General features: G+C 58.4%; 16 protein-coding genes. 7 read left to right on the top strand and 9 right to left on the bottom strand.

The genetic code is table 11. From position 1 onward, the window contains the following. Positions 1–22: 22 nt before the first annotated feature. Genes ACR0DL_RS03700 through ACR0DL_RS03680 form a run of 5 tightly spaced genes read right to left on the bottom strand, consistent with a single transcriptional unit; the run spans position 23 to position 4,812 of the window. Positions 23–1,501, bottom strand: a complete 1,479-nt coding sequence (locus tag ACR0DL_RS03700) for an aldehyde dehydrogenase (protein ID WP_425080741.1) — start codon at positions 1,499–1,501, stop codon at positions 23–25. A gap of 8 nt (positions 1,502–1,509) precedes the next feature. Further along, positions 1,510–2,544: an LLM class flavin-dependent oxidoreductase gene (locus ACR0DL_RS03695; protein ID WP_480687641.1), complete on the bottom strand. Its 1,035-nt coding sequence runs from the start codon at positions 2,542–2,544 to the stop codon at positions 1,510–1,512. A 12-nt stretch (positions 2,545–2,556) separates the two neighbouring features. Continuing rightward, entirely contained in the window at positions 2,557–3,465 is a 909-nt protein-coding gene (locus ACR0DL_RS03690) for a flavin reductase family protein (RefSeq protein WP_170375044.1), read from the bottom strand. After that, positions 3,462–4,241, bottom strand: a complete 780-nt coding sequence (locus ACR0DL_RS03685; protein WP_480687639.1) for an alpha/beta fold hydrolase — start codon at positions 4,239–4,241, stop codon at positions 3,462–3,464. Before ACR0DL_RS03685 ends, ACR0DL_RS03690 begins: the two co-directional genes overlap by 4 nt. Next, the gene (locus ACR0DL_RS03680; RefSeq protein ID WP_170532920.1) at positions 4,213–4,812 is read right to left on the bottom strand and encodes an amino acid synthesis family protein; all 600 of its coding nucleotides are present in this window, start codon (positions 4,810–4,812) and stop codon (positions 4,213–4,215) included. The genes ACR0DL_RS03685 and ACR0DL_RS03680 overlap by 29 nt, the downstream gene beginning before the upstream one ends. Positions 4,813–4,919: 107 nt before the next feature. Here ACR0DL_RS03680 and ACR0DL_RS03675 point away from each other — a divergent pair, with 107 nt between their 5' ends. The 5 genes from ACR0DL_RS03675 to ACR0DL_RS03655 all read left to right on the top strand — a co-directional run bounded on the left by ACR0DL_RS03675 (position 4,920) and on the right by ACR0DL_RS03655 (position 10,907). Further along, complete coding sequence (locus ACR0DL_RS03675) at positions 4,920–5,777, top strand: LysR family transcriptional regulator (protein WP_170375037.1); 858 nt, start codon at positions 4,920–4,922, stop codon at positions 5,775–5,777. An 84-nt stretch (positions 5,778–5,861) separates the two neighbouring features. Next, positions 5,862–7,112: a sarcosine oxidase subunit beta family protein gene (locus ACR0DL_RS03670; RefSeq protein WP_480687637.1), complete on the top strand. Its 1,251-nt coding sequence runs from the start codon at positions 5,862–5,864 to the stop codon at positions 7,110–7,112. A 12-nt stretch (positions 7,113–7,124) separates the two neighbouring features. Beyond that, complete coding sequence (locus ACR0DL_RS03665) at positions 7,125–7,412, top strand: sarcosine oxidase subunit delta (protein ID WP_170393802.1); 288 nt, start codon at positions 7,125–7,127, stop codon at positions 7,410–7,412. Next, positions 7,409–10,354: a sarcosine oxidase subunit alpha family protein gene (locus ACR0DL_RS03660; protein ID WP_480687635.1), complete on the top strand. Its 2,946-nt coding sequence runs from the start codon at positions 7,409–7,411 to the stop codon at positions 10,352–10,354. Before ACR0DL_RS03665 ends, ACR0DL_RS03660 begins: the two co-directional genes overlap by 4 nt. Beyond that, complete coding sequence (locus tag ACR0DL_RS03655) at positions 10,347–10,907, top strand: sarcosine oxidase subunit gamma (protein WP_480687633.1); 561 nt, start codon at positions 10,347–10,349, stop codon at positions 10,905–10,907. Before ACR0DL_RS03660 ends, ACR0DL_RS03655 begins: the two co-directional genes overlap by 8 nt. Before the next feature lie 8 nt (positions 10,908–10,915). On the opposite strand, the gene ACR0DL_RS03650 is transcribed toward ACR0DL_RS03655, so the two are convergent. Together ACR0DL_RS03650 and ACR0DL_RS03645 are read right to left on the bottom strand one after the other, a co-directional pair. Further along, positions 10,916–11,920, bottom strand: a complete 1,005-nt coding sequence (locus ACR0DL_RS03650) for a GlxA family transcriptional regulator (RefSeq protein WP_480687631.1) — start codon at positions 11,918–11,920, stop codon at positions 10,916–10,918. 44 nt (positions 11,921–11,964) lie between these two features. Next, positions 11,965–12,213: a hypothetical protein gene (locus ACR0DL_RS03645; protein ID WP_170375025.1), complete on the bottom strand. Its 249-nt coding sequence runs from the start codon at positions 12,211–12,213 to the stop codon at positions 11,965–11,967. A 166-nt stretch (positions 12,214–12,379) separates the two neighbouring features. Here ACR0DL_RS03645 and ACR0DL_RS03640 point away from each other — a divergent pair, with 166 nt between their 5' ends. Beyond that, positions 12,380–13,249, top strand: coding sequence for a LysR family transcriptional regulator (locus ACR0DL_RS03640; RefSeq protein ID WP_480687629.1), 870 nt, complete (start codon positions 12,380–12,382; stop codon positions 13,247–13,249). Position 13,250: 1 nt separating this feature from the next. On the opposite strand, the gene ACR0DL_RS03635 is transcribed toward ACR0DL_RS03640, so the two are convergent. Both ACR0DL_RS03635 and gcvA read right to left on the bottom strand, forming a co-directional pair. Further along, positions 13,251–13,862 (bottom strand): YrbL family protein, encoded by a 612-nt coding sequence (locus ACR0DL_RS03635; RefSeq protein ID WP_170348493.1) that lies wholly within the window; start codon positions 13,860–13,862, stop codon positions 13,251–13,253. A gap of 66 nt (positions 13,863–13,928) precedes the next feature. Beyond that, entirely contained in the window at positions 13,929–14,867 is a 939-nt protein-coding gene (gene gcvA / locus ACR0DL_RS03630; protein WP_480687627.1) for a transcriptional regulator GcvA, read from the bottom strand. Between the two features lie 113 nt (positions 14,868–14,980). On the opposite strand from gcvA, the gene ACR0DL_RS03625 reads away from it, so the two are divergent. Beyond that, positions 14,981–15,688, top strand: coding sequence for an SDR family oxidoreductase (locus tag ACR0DL_RS03625; RefSeq protein WP_480687625.1), 708 nt, complete (start codon positions 14,981–14,983; stop codon positions 15,686–15,688). Positions 15,689–15,698: the final 10 nt, after the last annotated feature.

Genomic DNA, 15,698 nt, shown 5'->3' with positions numbered 1-15,698 from the left:
CTCCCCATGCTTTTGCACAGGCTTAGCGCATAATGAACGGGTTCGCCATCGGCTCTTGCGCGGTGTTGATCCAGGTTGTTTTGGTTCTGGTGTAATCCAATATTGCCTCAACCCCGGCCTCGCGCCCATAGCCCGATTGGTTGAACCCGCCAAAGGGCGCAATCGGTGAGATCGCACGATACGTATTCACCCAGCAAATACCTGCTCTGATCCGTTTCGACACCCGATGCGCCCGCGCGAGATTCTGCGTGAACACGCCTGACCCCAGCCCATAAGGCGTGGTGTTCGCCAGCGCGATCGCTTCATCCTCGGTATCAAACGGCAGCAGAGACATCACTGGCCCGAACATTTCGACCTTTAGCGTTTCTGTATCAGCCGAGGCGCACTGAACCAGTGTTGGCTTCATGTAGTTCCCCGGTCGATCCGCGATCTCGCCCCCAAAGCGGACCGTCGCGCCCTGCCCGCGCGCTTTGGCCAGCGTTTCCTCGATCCGTCGCACCTGTGTTGCGGTGCAGAGCGGCCCTACATGCGTTTCCGCCTGCAGCGGGTCGCCCAGCCGGATGCCGCTGGCCTTTTGCTCAATCCGTTCGATCAGCGGTTCCAGAATGGATCGATGCACCAAACCTCGTGTTCCTGCTACGCAACTCTGCCCCGAGGCGCCAAAGTTCCCGGCGATCAGACCATTGGCCGCGCCATCCAGATCGGCATCTTCAAACACCAAAATAGGGGATTTGCCCCCCAGTTCCAACGAGGTGACAGCAAAGTTCTCGGCCGAGTTGCGCACCACATGCCGCGCAGTCTCTGGCCCACCCGTAAAGGCAATACGGTCAATATCCGGGTGGCGGGTCAGCGGAATGGCGCAGTTTTCAGCGTCACCTGTGATGACCGAGACGACGCCGGGTGGAAACCCGGCCTGTTCAATCAACCGCGCAAACTCCAGCATTGGCGCAGGCGCAATTTCTGAAGCCTTCAGAATAACCGAGCACCCTGCCGCCAATGCCGGACCCAATTTGGTCGCCGTCAGGAACATCTGCGCGTTCCATGGCACGATGGCAGCAACAACTCCGATAGGTTCGCGGGTCGTAAAGACGTGCATGTCGGGCTTGTCAATAGGCAGAACCGTTCCTTCGACCTTATCCGCCAGACCTGCGAAATAGCGGTAGTAGTCCGCTACATAACCCGTTTGTGCCGAAGTTTCCGCCAGCAGCTTGCCGCTATCGGTCGTCTCCAGTTCACCCAACTTAGTCGCATGTTCGGCCACCAGATCGGCCAGCCGGTATAACAGCTTGCCTCGCGCAGTCTGCGTCATATCCCGCCACGCCGGATCGTCCAAAACGCGTTTGGCAGCCGCAACTGCGCGATCGACATCCGCGGCCGAGGCACAAGCGAACGTGGCCCATCCCTGCCCCGTCGCTGGGTTTTCTGATGTCATGACCTGTGCGTTTGACCCTTCGGACCATTTGCCATCAATGAACAGTTGAAAATGCGGAAGATTTCCCATGGTGGTCCTCACTGAAAAGCTGGCATAACGTCGTCTATGAACCGCGCCAGAGAGGCGCGTTTACGTTCGTTGGTCATGCCGCTGTCGACCCAGAACGAAAACTCATCATATCCCAGATCCTCGTACCGTTTGATCCGGTCAATCACCTGCTGCGTGGTTCCTACGGTCAGATCACGGCCCAGCTTTTCGGTGGTATACATCGGGTTGGCGTCCATTTCGGCCTGCGTGATCGGTTCGATCAAGCCCTGCTGGATTGGTCGTTTATTCAGGAACCACGCACCGAAATAGTTATAGTAGCGCCGCAAATCCTGAATGCCCTGCGCCACGTCGTCATCATCCTTTCCAACATAGGTGTGATGCAGCAACATGATCTTTGGACGCGGCCCCGCATAGGTGTCGCAGGCATCGTTGAAGCGGCCCATCAGCGTTTCGATCTCCTCCATGCCCTGCCACAGCGGCGTGACCTGGATGTTAAATCCGTTATGGACGCCGAACTCGTGGCTGTTCGGGTCTCGAGCGGCGATCCATATAGGCGGGCCACCATCCTGCAACGGTTTCGGGGCCGAAGTCGTGGCCGGGAAGGTATAGAACTCACCATCATGCGCGCAGTCCCCTCGCCAAATTTGCGGCAATAGTGGCGTAGACTCTCGCATCCTTTGGCCGGCTTCCCAAGCGTCCATCCCGGGCATCAGACGTTCGTATTCAAAGGAATAGGCTCCGCGTGCAATTCCCAATTCGATCCGACCCTTGGTGATCTGATCTGCCGCTGCGGCCTCACCGGCCAGCTTGATCGGATGCCAAAATGGCGCGACCACCGTACCCGTGCCAAGGCGCACATTCTTCGTATGATGCGCCAGATCGACCAGAGACAGGAACGGATTCGGCGCAATGGTGAATTCCATGCCATGATGCTCGCCCGTCCAAACCGCACGCATCCCGCCCTCATCGGCCATTTTCACCAGACTAACGAACTCGTCATACAGAACGTCATGCGGCTGATCCGGCGTCTGGCGTTCCATATGGGCAAACAGCGAAAACTCCATCAATCGGCTCCTTTAGCGAAAACTGTGAATGTCGCCGCGTTCGGCGTCGCCCAGATACAAGGCGAAATCCCCGGTCTGAACCTCGCGTGCAAAGCGGGTCATCATGTGGTGAATGCCTTGAGTGGCGAAGGTCAGGTTGGGCAGGTTCGCAACCGGTACCCACTGGGCATTCGTAGATGCGCAGGGCTGATCTGCTGACGCCAGGAAAAACGTATATTGCAGCTTGGTCTCGGCGTCATTGAACGACGAATAGACCTGTTCGATCCGCGCATGGATACCGCGTTCCGACAACCCCTGCGCCAGCCTGTTCCGTTGACCACCAGTCTCAGCACCCGAGACTTGAACCGGGCGAAACGCAGCGCCATGGCGTTCCAAAAGCACTTGGTCGCCAGCAGTAATAATCGCACCGCAAACCGTTGGGACTTTGGCGTCCATTTCGGCCTCAAGACCCAGGCTGAAATACGATCCGCCCACATAGCCTAATCCGTCGCCTGCAACGTGTGAGAATTCAAGCACACGGCCCATCAGGATGGTATGATCGCCTGCCGGAATGGCCTGATGGGTTTCGCAACAGAATTGCGCCACCGCTCCGTCGATCAGCGGCAAGTCATGCTCGCCGTTATGATGGGGAACTTTCGCGAACCGGTCGCCTTTATGCCCTGCAAAAGTGTTCGAAACCTCTTGCTGACCTTCAGCCAGAATGTTGACGGCGAAATGACGGCAATCGGTGAACACTTCATAGCTGGACAGGAACTTGCCTGGGCACACCAGCAGCAGCGGCGGGTCTAGAGACACCGAGGAAAACGAGTTTGCCGTGAATCCAACCGGCACGCCATTTTCATCGCGGGTGGTCACCACTGTCACACCGGTCATGAAGCTGCCAAAGGCATCGCGCAGGGCGCGTGGGTCCAACGTGGTCATGTCAGGCACTCCTGAACAAAGGGCAACAGCGTGGCGTTGACCTGCGCCGCATGGGTCATCGGCATCATGTGTGCTGCACCGGGGATGATCTCTGCCCGCCCCTTTGGTGCAAGGCTGGCCATCTGTAGCGACATAACGGGGGTCGAGTTCGGCTCATCCGCGCCGGTCACAAATATGGCCGGACATGTAACCGCAGCCAACTGCGCTTCGGTCGGGCCGTCGCTTTCGGCAAAGACCGTATAGGCCGCCTTATAGGCGCGTGGATCGACCTCTTGCAGCCATCGCGCGCAGGCATCGCGTTCCGCTGATGCACTCTCTGCAAACCACCGGCGCAGAGTGACCGAGGCGTCGTTCGGCTGCTGCGCATCAAGCGCATGAGCCCGCGACAAGACCGCTTGTCGAGCCGCGTCTGACCTTTTGTAAATGGCGTTCAGGGCCGCAACCCCTTTGATATTTCGATTGTCCGAGGCCGCTATTTGCGTGGCAATCAGCGCACCCATCGAATGCCCGATCAGCACCGCAGGCTCGTTGAACAACGCGGCAATCGGCGCGGCGTAGCTATTCAGTCCACTTGGCACGGCAAAAGCCGTTTCCCCGTGACCCAGCATGTCCGGGCAAACCACGCGATACCCAGCAGAAACCAAAGGCTCGATCTGCCCACCCCACGCTTCGGCCCGCAGACCAACACCGTGCAACAGCACGACCAGAGGCCCCTCGCCCACGTCAATCGCAGCCAGATCATCGAACTTAGACCGAGGCCGGGTTGTCCACGTCATGACCCAAATCCTTCAAGTCCTGATAACGATCCCCAATCCGATGGTGCGGACGCCCCGTCGTCGCGCCGCCCAGCACAATCACAACCTCATCAGCGCGCGGTGCGTCGGGAATGGCGAATTGCAGCGTCAGATAATGCGACCGGCGACCGGCATCGTTCTTGTCCATCAGCGGCACCATGATCGGTGCGTTGGCTGGCCCTCGGGTATTGGTGAAAGACAGGTAGGATTTCGCCCCAACCGCCTGCCGGAAATGATTACCGAAATGCAGCGTGTGGATCAGGCCCGAGGCATGCTCGACCTCTCCGTCCAGCCCGACAACAGCGGCCTTACCATAGGCTTCGATTGCATCGCCGCTGCCAGCCAACGCAATCATTCGTCCGGTCAGTTCCTCACCTAAAACAGGGGCAAAGCTCAGAATCTCAGGCCTCAGGTCCTCGACATAACGTCCGGCCCACGGGTTGGTGACCACAGCCGCCACCGCGAACATCCGCCATGGTCGGTCTGCCTCGCGAAACCCTTCAACCAGAACCTCTTCGTCGTAGGTCACGATTTTTCGAATATTTGGCTGCACAAACGCCCCCTTTGATTGATTGGCAAACTATCCTCGGCCAGGGGCTGCTTTGACAAACGAAAGAACTTTGGTCTTAGGTATTAGTGACTCTAATATGTAGGTTACAAATGCCCAAAACCCTGCCCCCGCTCACGTGGTTCAGATCGTTCGAAGCCGCCGCACGACGGCTCAGTTCCACCGCCGCCGCTGACGAGATCGGCCTGACGCAATCCGCCGTCAGCCAACAGATCAGATCGCTGGAAACGCGGTTGGGTGTGGTGTTGTTTCACCGCCACGCGCGCGGCCTGTCGTTGACCGACGAGGGCCGAAAGCTGCTGCCGAAGGTCGAAGCCGCGCTGGAGATGCTGCACTCGGCGGCGTCACCGTATCTGGCCGAGGAACGCGCGCGTCACCTTACCGTTGCGGCGTCGGTCAGCGTGCTGGAATGGGTGATATCCCCTGCGTTGCCGCAATTCCGGTCGCGAAACCCGGACACATCCGTGCGTTTTGTCAGCACGATCTGGCCGGATGAATACTCGGCCTCTCGCGCGGACATCGAAATACGGTTCGGATCTGCAAAACAGGTGGGTCGGGACGCAACCGAACTGTTGCCCAATGACCTGATCGCGGTGAAATCTCCCCAGTTGGACGGCGACTTGCCGGACCTGCCGTTGATCGAGGCGGTCGGCACATCCGGCAATTGGTCGTCTTGGTCCGAGGCAACTGGGTACACAATCCCAATCCCCACCTTCTACGTGGATTCTTACGGTCTCGCTCTACAACTCGCCACCACCGGAAACGGGGTGGCTTTGGTCAACGCCTTGGTCGCGGAACACGCATTGCGCACCGGTCGGGTCAAACGTGCCACCGAAGCCTCGGCCCCCGCAACCGAAGGGTATTTTCTGGCGGTCCAACGCCGCTCACCCGAGGTAGACGCATTTCTGGAATGGTTTTCCGGCGCACTGCCTGAGGTAAGTCGCATTTAACGTCTGATTCAAACAAGTGGATGTCGCATCTGAGGATATCCAAAGGCCTTATTTTAGTGAATTCTGGCGAAAAAGGTCCGATTCATGCGATATTCCGGCTTCCGAGTCATCAAAGAGGCGCTCACCGGCCACAAAGGGTGGAAACCGGTCTGGCGTGAGCCCGAACCCAAGGCGCATTACGACATCATCGTCATCGGCGGTGGTGGTCATGGGCTAGCAACAGCGCACTACCTGTCCAAGGTCTATGGTCAGCGCAATGTGGCGGTGGTCGAAAAAGGTTGGATCGGCGGCGGCAATGTGGGGCGGAACACGACGATTGTGCGCTCGAACTATATGCTGGACGGGAATGAACCGTTCTACGAGTTCTCAATGAAGCTGTGGGAAGGGCTTGAACAAGACCTGAACTACAACGCCATGATGAGCCAGCGCGGGATCATCAATCTGTTCCACACCGACGGTCAGCGAGACGCCTATACAAGGCGCGGCAACGCGATGATCCTAAATGGCGCGGATGCCGAGTTGCTAGATGCGGATCAGGTCCGCAAAGAGCATCCCTATCTAAATTTTGACGATGCCCGCTTTCCGATCAAGGGCGGCTTAGTTCAGCGCCGCGCGGGTACTGCCCGTCATGACGCGGTGGCCTGGGGGTTTGCGCGATCGGCTGACCTGCACGGCGTCGACATCATCCAGAATTGCGAGGTCACAGGCCTGCGGATTGAGAATGGCAAATGCCTCGGCGTTGAAACGACTAAGGGCTTCATCGGCGCGAACAAAGTGGGCTGCGCGGTTGCGGGCAGTTCCGGCCGCGTGATGGGAATGGCCGGAATGCGATTGCCCATCGAGAGCCACGTTTTGCAGGCGTTTGTTTCCGAGGGTCTGAAACCGGTTCTGCCCAGTGTCATCACCTTTGGCGCGGGCCATTTCTATGTCAGCCAATCCGATAAGGGAGGGCTGGTCTTTGGCGGTGATATCGACGGCTATAACACCTACGCCCAACGCGGCAACTTGCCCGTGGTCGAGGATGTTTGTGAAGGCGGCGTGGCCCTGATGCCCATGATCGGCCGCGCCCGTCTGTTGCGGATGTGGGGCGGTGTGATGGACATGTCGATGGATGGCTCGCCCATCATCGACCGTACGCCGGTCGAGGGGCTCTATTTCAACGGCGGTTGGTGTTACGGCGGGTTCAAGGCAACCCCGGCCTCGGGTCATTGCTTTGCGCATCTGTTGGCGAAGGACGAGCCGCACGCGGTAGCCACCGCCTACCGCCTCGACCGGTTCCAGACGGGCCGGATGATCGACGAAAAAGGCGTGGGCAACCAGCCCAATCTGCACTGAGGGGACTGTACAATGATTATCAACCATCCCCTTTTGGGTCCGCGCGATGCCTCGGAGTTCACATATCTGGGTGATGCCTCACTGATCGATCGCCCGGACTGGCAGTCTGAAAACGCAGCTGAGGCGTTCTATGAATACGGCTATGTCCGCGACAACCCGGCCGGTGAGCATCAGGAACTGTGGTATCACGAGGCCGGAGACCGATCCTGGTTGGTCGTAACGCGCAACACGCTGACGCATGAGATTTCAAAGGTGGAACTGGCCCGTGACGTGGCCCGCGCACGGGGGCGATCCAAATGACGCAGACAAACCGGCTGAATGGCGGCCAGATCGACCGCAACACCTCATTATCCTTCAAATTTGACGGACGCAGCTATACGGCGCATCCCGGCGATACTCTGGCCTCGGCCTTGCTGGCCAATGACGTGCGGCTGATCGGACGGTCGTTCAAATACCACCGCCCTCGCGGGCTGCTGACCGCCGGGTCCGAAGAACCCAACGGCATGGTCGAACTGCGAACCGGTGCCCGCAAGGAACCCAACACCCGCGCCACAACGATCGAGATGTTCGACGGGCTTGAGGCGAAGTCGCAGAACCGCTGGCCCAGCCTGAAATTCGACGCGCTGGCCGTGAACGATATGTTCTCGAACTTCCTGTCGGCAGGGTTTTACTACAAGACCTTCATGTGGCCTGCCGCGTTCTGGGAAAAGCTCTACGAACCGATGATCCGCCGCGCCGCCGGTTTGGGATCGCTGTCGCAAGAGTCTGACCCGGATGAATATGACAAAGGGTTCCGTCACTGCGATCTGCTGATCATTGGCGCTGGACCCTCTGGCCTGATGGCTGCCCTGACCGCAGGACGTGCCGGGGCAGACGTTATTCTGGCGGATGAGGATTTCACCCTTGGCGGACGTCTAAACAGCGAGACCTATGCGCTGGGTGACCACAGCGCCCCGGACTGGGCGGCTCAAGCGGTTGCAGAGCTATCGTCTTTGCCCAACGTCAGGCTTATGCCGCGCACCACAGTCATCGGCGCGTTTGACCATGGCGTCTATGGCGCAGTGGAACGGACTGGGGATCATTTAGCCACCCTACCAGTGGGCAAACCCCGTCAGATCCTATGGCGTATTTACACTAAAAAAGCACTGCTTTGTGCCGGAGCCACGGAGCGTCCCATCGCGTTCGAAAACAACGACCGGCCCGGCGTCATGATGGCCAGCGCATTGCGAACCTATGCCAACCGGTTCGCTGCCACCGCGTCGCAACGTGTGGCGATCTTTACCAACAATGATGACGGCCATCGCACTGCAGCCGATCTGCATGCTAAGGGCGTCACAATCACTGCCGTCGTGGATGTGCGCGAGGACGCACCTACCTGCTATGATTATGAGGTCCTGAAAGGCGCACAAGTCATTGATACCAAAGGCCGCCACGGGCTGACCTTTGTCGAGGTCGCCTTGGTTGACGGCTCAACCCGTACTCTGGAAAGCGGGGCACTGGGCGTGTCCGGCGGCTGGAACCCGAACGTGCATATGACATGTCACCAGCGCGGACGCCCGATCTGGGATGACGCTTTGGCCGCCTTTGTGCCCGGAGAAAACCTGCCCGTCGGCCTGTCGGTTGCTGGTGCTGCAAACGGGGTGATGTCGACACATGGCGCCCTGCAATCCGGTGCGGAAGGCGCGGCCAACGCGCTGGAACTGACAGGTGCCCTGCCCGACTTGCCCGAAGCTGAGGATGTTCCTGTCTCGCAAACGCCATTCTGGTACGTGCAAGGATGCAAGCGCGCCTGGGTGGATCAGCAGAACGACGTGACAGTCAAGGACGTCAAGCTCAGCTATCAGGAAGGGTTCCGCTCGGTCGAGCATCTGAAACGCTATACAACACTGGGCATGGCGACGGATCAGGGCAAGACCTCGAACATCACCGGCCTTGCGATCATGGCCGAGGTGGCCGGCAAGTCGATCCCCGAGGTCGGAACCACCATCTTCCGCCCGCCTTACACGCCCGTGCCGATTGGCACTTTCGCGGGCCGGATGAAGGGGCAGGAATTTCACCCGACCCGCCTGACGCCCTCGCATTATTGGGCCAAGGAACGCGGCGCCGTGTTTGTCGAGGTTGGCAACTGGCTGCGTGCGCAGTGGTTCCCCCTGCCCGGTGAAACCCACTGGCGGCAGTCCGTGGATCGTGAGGTACGCCAAACCCGCGCCTCGGTCGGGGTGTGCGATTGTACGACACTGGGCAAGATCGACGTGCAGGGCACCGATGCGGCCGAGTTTCTGAACCGCATCTACGCCAATGGCTTCGCAAAGCTGGCCGTAGGAAAAACCCGGTACGGACTGATGTTGCGCGAAGACGGAATGGTCATGGATGACGGCACCGCCGCGCGGATGGCCGAGGATCACTTCGTCGTCACCACAACCACGGCGAACGCTGTAAGTGTCTACCGCCACATGGAATTTGCGCGCCAGTGCCTGTATCCGGACATGGATGTGCAGTTGATTTCAACCACAGAAGCCTGGGCACAGTACGCCGTGGCCGGCCCCAATTCGCGCAAACTGCTGCAAAAGATCGTGGACCCAGAGTTCGATCTTTCAAACGACGCCTTCCCATTTATGGCCTGTGGCAACGTCACCGTCTGCGGTGGGTTACGGGCGCGGTTGTTCCGAATCTCGTTCTCAGGCGAGCTGGCCTACGAAATCGCGGTGCCCTCACGTTATGGCGACGCGCTGATGCGGCGGCTGATGGCCGAGGGTGAGGAATTTGACGTGGCGCCATACGGCACCGAAGCGCTGGGCGTTATGCGGGTCGAAAAAGGCCATGCCGCAGGAAGTGAACTCAACGGCACCACCACGGCACTGAACCTCGGCTTGGGCAAAATGGTGTCAAAGAAGAAAGACAGCATCGGCTCGGTCCTGTCCGAACGCAAGGCTCTGGTCGAGCCGAATGTCCTGCGACTTGTCGGGATCAAACCTCTGCAACCCGAAGATAAGGTCACAGCAGGCGGACATCTGATGAACAGCGAAGGCCCGGTCGATGCGGCGCACGATCAGGGGTATGTCACTTCGGCTGTCTACTCGCCGATCCTCAACAGCAATATCGGTCTGGGCCTTGTGAAAAACGGGGCTGAGCGGCTGGGCGAGAAAATGCGTCTGGTCTCGCCGCTGACTGACCTGACTGTCGAGGTGGAACTTGTCTCGGCCCATTTCGTCGACCCTGAAGGAGAGCGTCTGCGTGCATGATCTTGTTGCTATAACCGCCCTGGGCGGGACTGACCCACACGTGGACACCGTCGGAGGTGTCACATGTACCGAAGTGCCCGGCGTGGCGCTGGCCTCGGTCGCGGCCCGGATGGGGCAGGAAGACAAAGCCGCCACTTCTCTGGCCAAGTTGATCGATGCCCCCACCCTCGATATTGGTCGCCGGGCCGGTACAACGATCAGCGCGTTCTGGGCCGGCCCCGATCAATGGATGATTGAGGCCCCTTTTGACACCCACGAAGCGCTTGCCGAACAGGTCAAAACCGCCATGGGAGATGCCGCCTCGGTCACCGAGCAAACGGACGGCTGGACGCGGTTCGACCTGAACGGAGATCCTATTCCTGCGGTTCTGGAACTCCTGTGCCAGCTTGATCTGCGCAAGCTTGACCCAGGCAGCGCGGCGCGCTGTTCGATCCATCATATCGGTTGTTTTGTTCTGTGCCGAACACCCGAGAGCTTCAGTTTCTACGGTCCACGATCCTCGGCCGGTTCACTGCATCATGCCCTTTTGACGGCGATGCGCTCGGCACTTTGATCCATCGGTCAGACCGACGGGAGCGGCGCATTATCTTCAACGCGAAAACGGTTGATTCTGCGGCGATCTTCGCTGGGGCTTAGCCCGAAAGCCGCCCGATAATGCGTCACCAGAGGCGCGACCGAACTGTACCCGACGGCTGAGGCGATCTGGGGGATCGGGTCTTTGGTATAAACCACCATCTGCCGCGCAGCCTTCATACGCATGGCGCGGTAATAGTGGCTGGGGCTTTGACTGGTTGCCTGTTTGAAAGCCCGTTCGATCTGTCGGGGCGTCACCCCCATCCGCTGCGCCACCTCTGCCACGGAAATCGGCTCGCTCATATGCGCAGCGAACAACGCAACACTGCGGGAAACCAGAGGCGGCAGGTTATCGCCCGTGTCGGGCGCAGTTGCTCTGGGTACCTGCTGTTGCACACCGGCGCCGCGCATCATCGGGTGCTGGAACCAACAGGCGACTTCATGTGCGACGTCCCCACCCAGCCTATCCTGAATAAGATGCAATGCCAGATCAAACCCTGCCGCCGCGCCCGAAACGGTTGTTCGACTGGCATCTCTGACGATCACTTCACTGCGGGCATCCATGTCAGGGAATTCCGCTTCGAACGCGGCCTCATAACACCAATGAACCGACACCGGATGACCCTGCATGACACCCGACCGAACCAACGGAAAAACACCTGCGCTGATCCCGCCCAGAACCGTCCCGTGGCGGCCTAGATTGCGCAGGGCACCGTTGCCAAAACTCGGGTTGTCGAAGACCGAAGTCGGACTGCTGAGAAGGAAAATAATGTCAATGTCCTTGCAGGCTGCCAGAGATCGCTCGGCTTCGAATCCAACACCTGCGCTGGATTGGACCTTTTGGCCATTCTCGGAAATCAGGGACCAGAGGAACGCTTCTTGCCCCGCGATTTCATTGGCCGCCCGCAGCGGCTCGATCACCGAGGTCAGGCATGCCATGGGAAAGCCATCAAACAGCAAAAAGCCGATCTCGATTCTGTTTTCAGTCCGCATGGACCTGTCCTAGCAGGAAATCCACCGCTGCCCTAAGCGAAGTTTCAAGCCCAGCGGATCAACCCGATGATGGCTGATGTTGCGTAAAACCCCTGTAGCAACAGAAATGTCCAGCGACGGTCGATCACAGCCCAGGCTGCAAACAGACCCGACGACAATAGCAGAAGCGTAAAACCCATCAGCTCCGCCCCGATATTCGAGGCGATCAGCAAGGCATAGGCCATCGCCAACACGGACCCGGTGATTTCAAACACCGTAGTCAGACTGCGACGCGAGGTTTCGAGTTTTTCCATGCTTCACCCCTGTCCTGTCATGCGGTTTATCGGAGCGGGCTCAGTGATAAAAAATGTCATTTTGGGCCTTTGATGTTTTGTCTTTTCCTGTGACTAGACCAAGGTTATCATGTGACTCAAATGAATGATTGTCATTCGGTGATCGTATTTTGTCATATAGCGACACATGAACGAACGTCTGGAAATTGACGCCCTGCGCGCCTTGCTGGCCATTGCGGCACATGGTGGCGTGACCCGCGCAGCGGAACATCTGGCGCTGTCTCAATCTGCGGTCAGCCACAAAATTCGTCGGCTAGAGCAGGCGTTGGATTGTAACTTGCTGGCCCGCCGCGCCGGTGGCCCCTTGTTTACCGAGGCCGGTCAACGGCTGTGCGACTATGCACGCCGGATCACTGATTTGCATGACGAAGCGTTGTCATCTTTGGGCAAGAAACCTCTGACCGGAACCATCCGCCTGGGTATGACCGAGGACACCGCCACAAGCGACATCGCCCGAATAGTGGGTCGTTTCACGCGGTTGTACCCTGACATTCGTGTCCGCACCCGCACCAGTCAAAGCCTAAACGTGCAGACTTGGTTGAAAGCCGGAGAGCTGGATGTGGCGGTGATGCAGATCTTTCGTCAGGACATTCTGCCTGACGATTTGATCCTGTTTGAAGACACGCTGCACTGGGTCAAGTCGCCGGAATTTCACCCGGATTTATCCTCGCCTGTGCCTTTTCTATCCTTCGATAGCCAGTGTTTTTATAAACAATGGGGCATGGGACAAAAGCTGCACCAGTTCGATAACGTTCTGGAGTGCCCGAGTGCGGCGGGCATCCAATCGGCGGTGCGATCGGGTTTGGGTGTTGCATTGTTGAACGGTATGCACATCACTTCGGACATGGAAATCATCGACAAGCTTTTCCCTGTCCCGCCCCGTATCGCCTTTGTCGCGCGCACGCATCTAAAGCGCCGAAACCCGGCTGCAATAGCTCTCATTCAGGAAATCCGTAAAGAGGTTGAGACCACGATGCCTGTGACCGACGCAGGCTAAGTTAACTCGCCCCGAGGTTGAACGCTTTGGACATACGTTCCCGGCGACGTTCAATCGACTTGTGAAACGCCAACTTGCTGAACAAAACAAGCGGGAACATCACCCGTTCCCCTAGCCCGTCGATGATGACCAGCTTTCCGCCGCGTTCCTGCGCGCGGACGATGTTTTCAAACCCCATGTCACCGACAATGATCTGCCCTTTTTTGAGATCGTCCATCAGTTCCATGAACTCATCATGCAGCCGTTGGCGCGCCTCCCTGTCCGACGCAACCGCACGCTTTTCGGATTGCAGGGTCGGCGCAAGCCCACCATCTGAACCGGTCAGTTTTTCAACAACCAATGCCGGGCCTTGCGACGTCGGCGCATACCCCATGAACCGCGCGAGGCGTTCGATTTCCGGGCAGCCGCGATTCAACGCGGCCAGATATTCGTTCGCTTCTCGATTCCACTGCCGCAGATTACCATAGCGCCAGGCCGCATATCGCGGAATCGTATGATGTCGAATAGGTTCATCCACCCGAACTTTCAACAACGCGCCTTCAATTTCAGGGTGTTGGAAAATCTTGTAGTTGCGGCTTTCGCGCAGCGGGGTGTGGCCGCTTAGGTCAATCATGTCTGTCAGGTCCCAATCATGAGAAACGTGCGCCGCAGGGGCACTTAGTGCTAAAATCAGTGCCCTTCATAGGGCGTTCTGATTTCCGTGACAATTCACCTTTGTTTCAGCCTGAACTAGCGATGACGCTTCCTGAACCTGTTTGATCAACCAGTTCCGAACCGCCTCGGCGACCTTTGCCTGTCTGGGCGTGCGTTGGGTGACGACGTGGTACCCTTCTTGCACCGGGGTTGCAAAAGAAACGGGTTGGCACAAGCGCCCGGCCTCAAGGTCCCCAGCGACAAATTCCCGGTTGGCCAGCGCGATGCCCTGCCCGGCGATTGCTGCATCGATGGCCAGCGAAGTCTGGCTGAACGCCATGGTCTTTAGCCCGGATACAGGCACCTCTCCCAAAGCGGCCTCCAGAAACAGGGGCCACTGGCCATGGGTGTCTTCGAGCAGAACATGGTTGATCAGGTCTGCAGGCGATTGAATGGGGCTATGCCCTGACGTGAGATCAGGATGGCAGACAGCGATCAAATCTGCAGAAAACAAAGGCTCGGAGACCAATCCCGGACCAAACGGTGGCTTACCCTGCCGGATCGCGATATCGACCCCGTCCGTCTGGAAATTCGCCAACGTGTTCGACGCATCCAGACGTAGCCGGATATCGGGATGATCCTGTGCGAAATACCCCAATCTCGGCACCAGCCACCGTGTAGCAAAAGAAGGGGTTGAACTGATCGTGGCGACAACGTCTTGCGGTGACAAGTTTGCGGTTGCCTCGGCCATCAAGTCAAAAGCGCGACGGAGCGGTGCAAGATAAGCCCGACCCTCATCAGTCAGGGACAGCCCTCTGGCCTGCCTGTGGAACAGTTTGATTTGCAATACTTCCTCAAGCGCCCGCACCTGTTGGGCCACAGCGCCTTGCGTGACGCCCAACTCATCAGCGGCCCGGCTGAAGTTCAGATGGCGCCCGGACGCTTCAAAAGCCTTTAACGCGTTCAAGGGGGGTAAACTACGCATGGTTAGGGATTCAACGCGATAGATTTTCTACAAGGTTAAGGCAGAATTACTGATTGGTCAAACGCCACCGCTGACGCCATTTTTCATCCTAAGTAGACATAATGAGGTGCAACATGTCGGACAACAAAGTCGCAATCATCATGGGCGGCGGCAGCGGCATGGGCGCGGAAAGCGCCCGTCGTTTGGCAGCTGATGGGTTCAACGTCGCCATCCTGTCATCATCGGGTAAAGGCGAAGCATTGGCTTCTGAATTGGGTGGCATTGGCTTGACTGGCACCAACAAGTCCAGTGCAGACATGCAAAGGTTGGTGGACATGGCCATGGACCGCTGGGGTCGCGTGGATGTGTTGGTGAATTCAGCTGGTCACGGCCCCCGCGCCCCGGTCCTCGAGATCAGTGATGACGACTGGCACGAAGGGCTAGAGGTCTATTTCCTCAACGCGGTAAGGGCCGCGCGGATCATCACCCCGATCATGATCGACCAAAAGTCCGGAGCAATCATCAACATCTCGACCTTCGCGGCGTTCGAACCCGACCCGGTGTTTCCAACGTCTGGTGTGATGCGGGCGGGTCTGGCAGCCTACACCAAATTGTTCGCGGACAAACATGCGACTGACAATGTGCGCATGAACAACGTGCTGCCGGGCTTCATTGACAGCCTGCCGGAAAACCCGGACTGGAAGGCCCGCATCCCGATGGAACGATATGGCAAGGCCTATGACGAAATCGCAGCAACCGTAGCTTTTCTAGCGTCGGACGGTGGAGCATATATCACCGGCCAGAACATCCGAGTAGACGGTGGACTGACACGGTCGGTGTAACACCGGCGAC

The sequence above is a fragment of the Ruegeria sp. BB5 genome (assembly GCF_056539405.1).
This window is presented reverse-complemented; position numbering and strand designations above follow the sequence as displayed.

Excerpts from the sequence above, each read along its gene's own strand:
- ACR0DL_RS03700 (WP_425080741.1), bottom strand. The coding sequence starts at position 1,501 with ATGGGAAATCTTCCGCATTTTCAACTGTTCATTGATGGCAAATGGTCC.
- ACR0DL_RS03695 (WP_480687641.1), bottom strand. The coding sequence starts at position 2,544 with ATGGAGTTTTCGCTGTTTGCCCATATGGAACGCCAGACGCCGGATCAG.
- ACR0DL_RS03690 (WP_170375044.1), bottom strand. The coding sequence starts at position 3,465 with ATGACCACGTTGGACCCACGCGCCCTGCGCGATGCCTTTGGCAGCTTC.
- ACR0DL_RS03685 (WP_480687639.1), bottom strand. The coding sequence starts at position 4,241 with ATGACGTGGACAACCCGGCCTCGGTCTAAGTTCGATGATCTGGCTGCG.
- ACR0DL_RS03675 (WP_170375037.1), top strand. The coding sequence starts at position 4,920 with ATGCCCAAAACCCTGCCCCCGCTCACGTGGTTCAGATCGTTCGAAGCC.
- ACR0DL_RS03670 (WP_480687637.1), top strand. The coding sequence starts at position 5,862 with ATGCGATATTCCGGCTTCCGAGTCATCAAAGAGGCGCTCACCGGCCAC.
- ACR0DL_RS03665 (WP_170393802.1), top strand. The coding sequence starts at position 7,125 with ATGATTATCAACCATCCCCTTTTGGGTCCGCGCGATGCCTCGGAGTTC.
- ACR0DL_RS03660 (WP_480687635.1), top strand. The coding sequence starts at position 7,409 with ATGACGCAGACAAACCGGCTGAATGGCGGCCAGATCGACCGCAACACC.
- ACR0DL_RS03650 (WP_480687631.1), bottom strand. The coding sequence starts at position 11,920 with ATGCGGACTGAAAACAGAATCGAGATCGGCTTTTTGCTGTTTGATGGC.
- ACR0DL_RS03645 (WP_170375025.1), bottom strand. The coding sequence starts at position 12,213 with ATGGAAAAACTCGAAACCTCGCGTCGCAGTCTGACTACGGTGTTTGAA.
- ACR0DL_RS03640 (WP_480687629.1), top strand. The coding sequence starts at position 12,380 with ATGAACGAACGTCTGGAAATTGACGCCCTGCGCGCCTTGCTGGCCATT.
- ACR0DL_RS03635 (WP_170348493.1), bottom strand. The coding sequence starts at position 13,862 with ATGATTGACCTAAGCGGCCACACCCCGCTGCGCGAAAGCCGCAACTAC.
- gcvA (WP_480687627.1), bottom strand. The coding sequence starts at position 14,867 with ATGCGTAGTTTACCCCCCTTGAACGCGTTAAAGGCTTTTGAAGCGTCC.
- ACR0DL_RS03625 (WP_480687625.1), top strand. The coding sequence starts at position 14,981 with ATGTCGGACAACAAAGTCGCAATCATCATGGGCGGCGGCAGCGGCATG.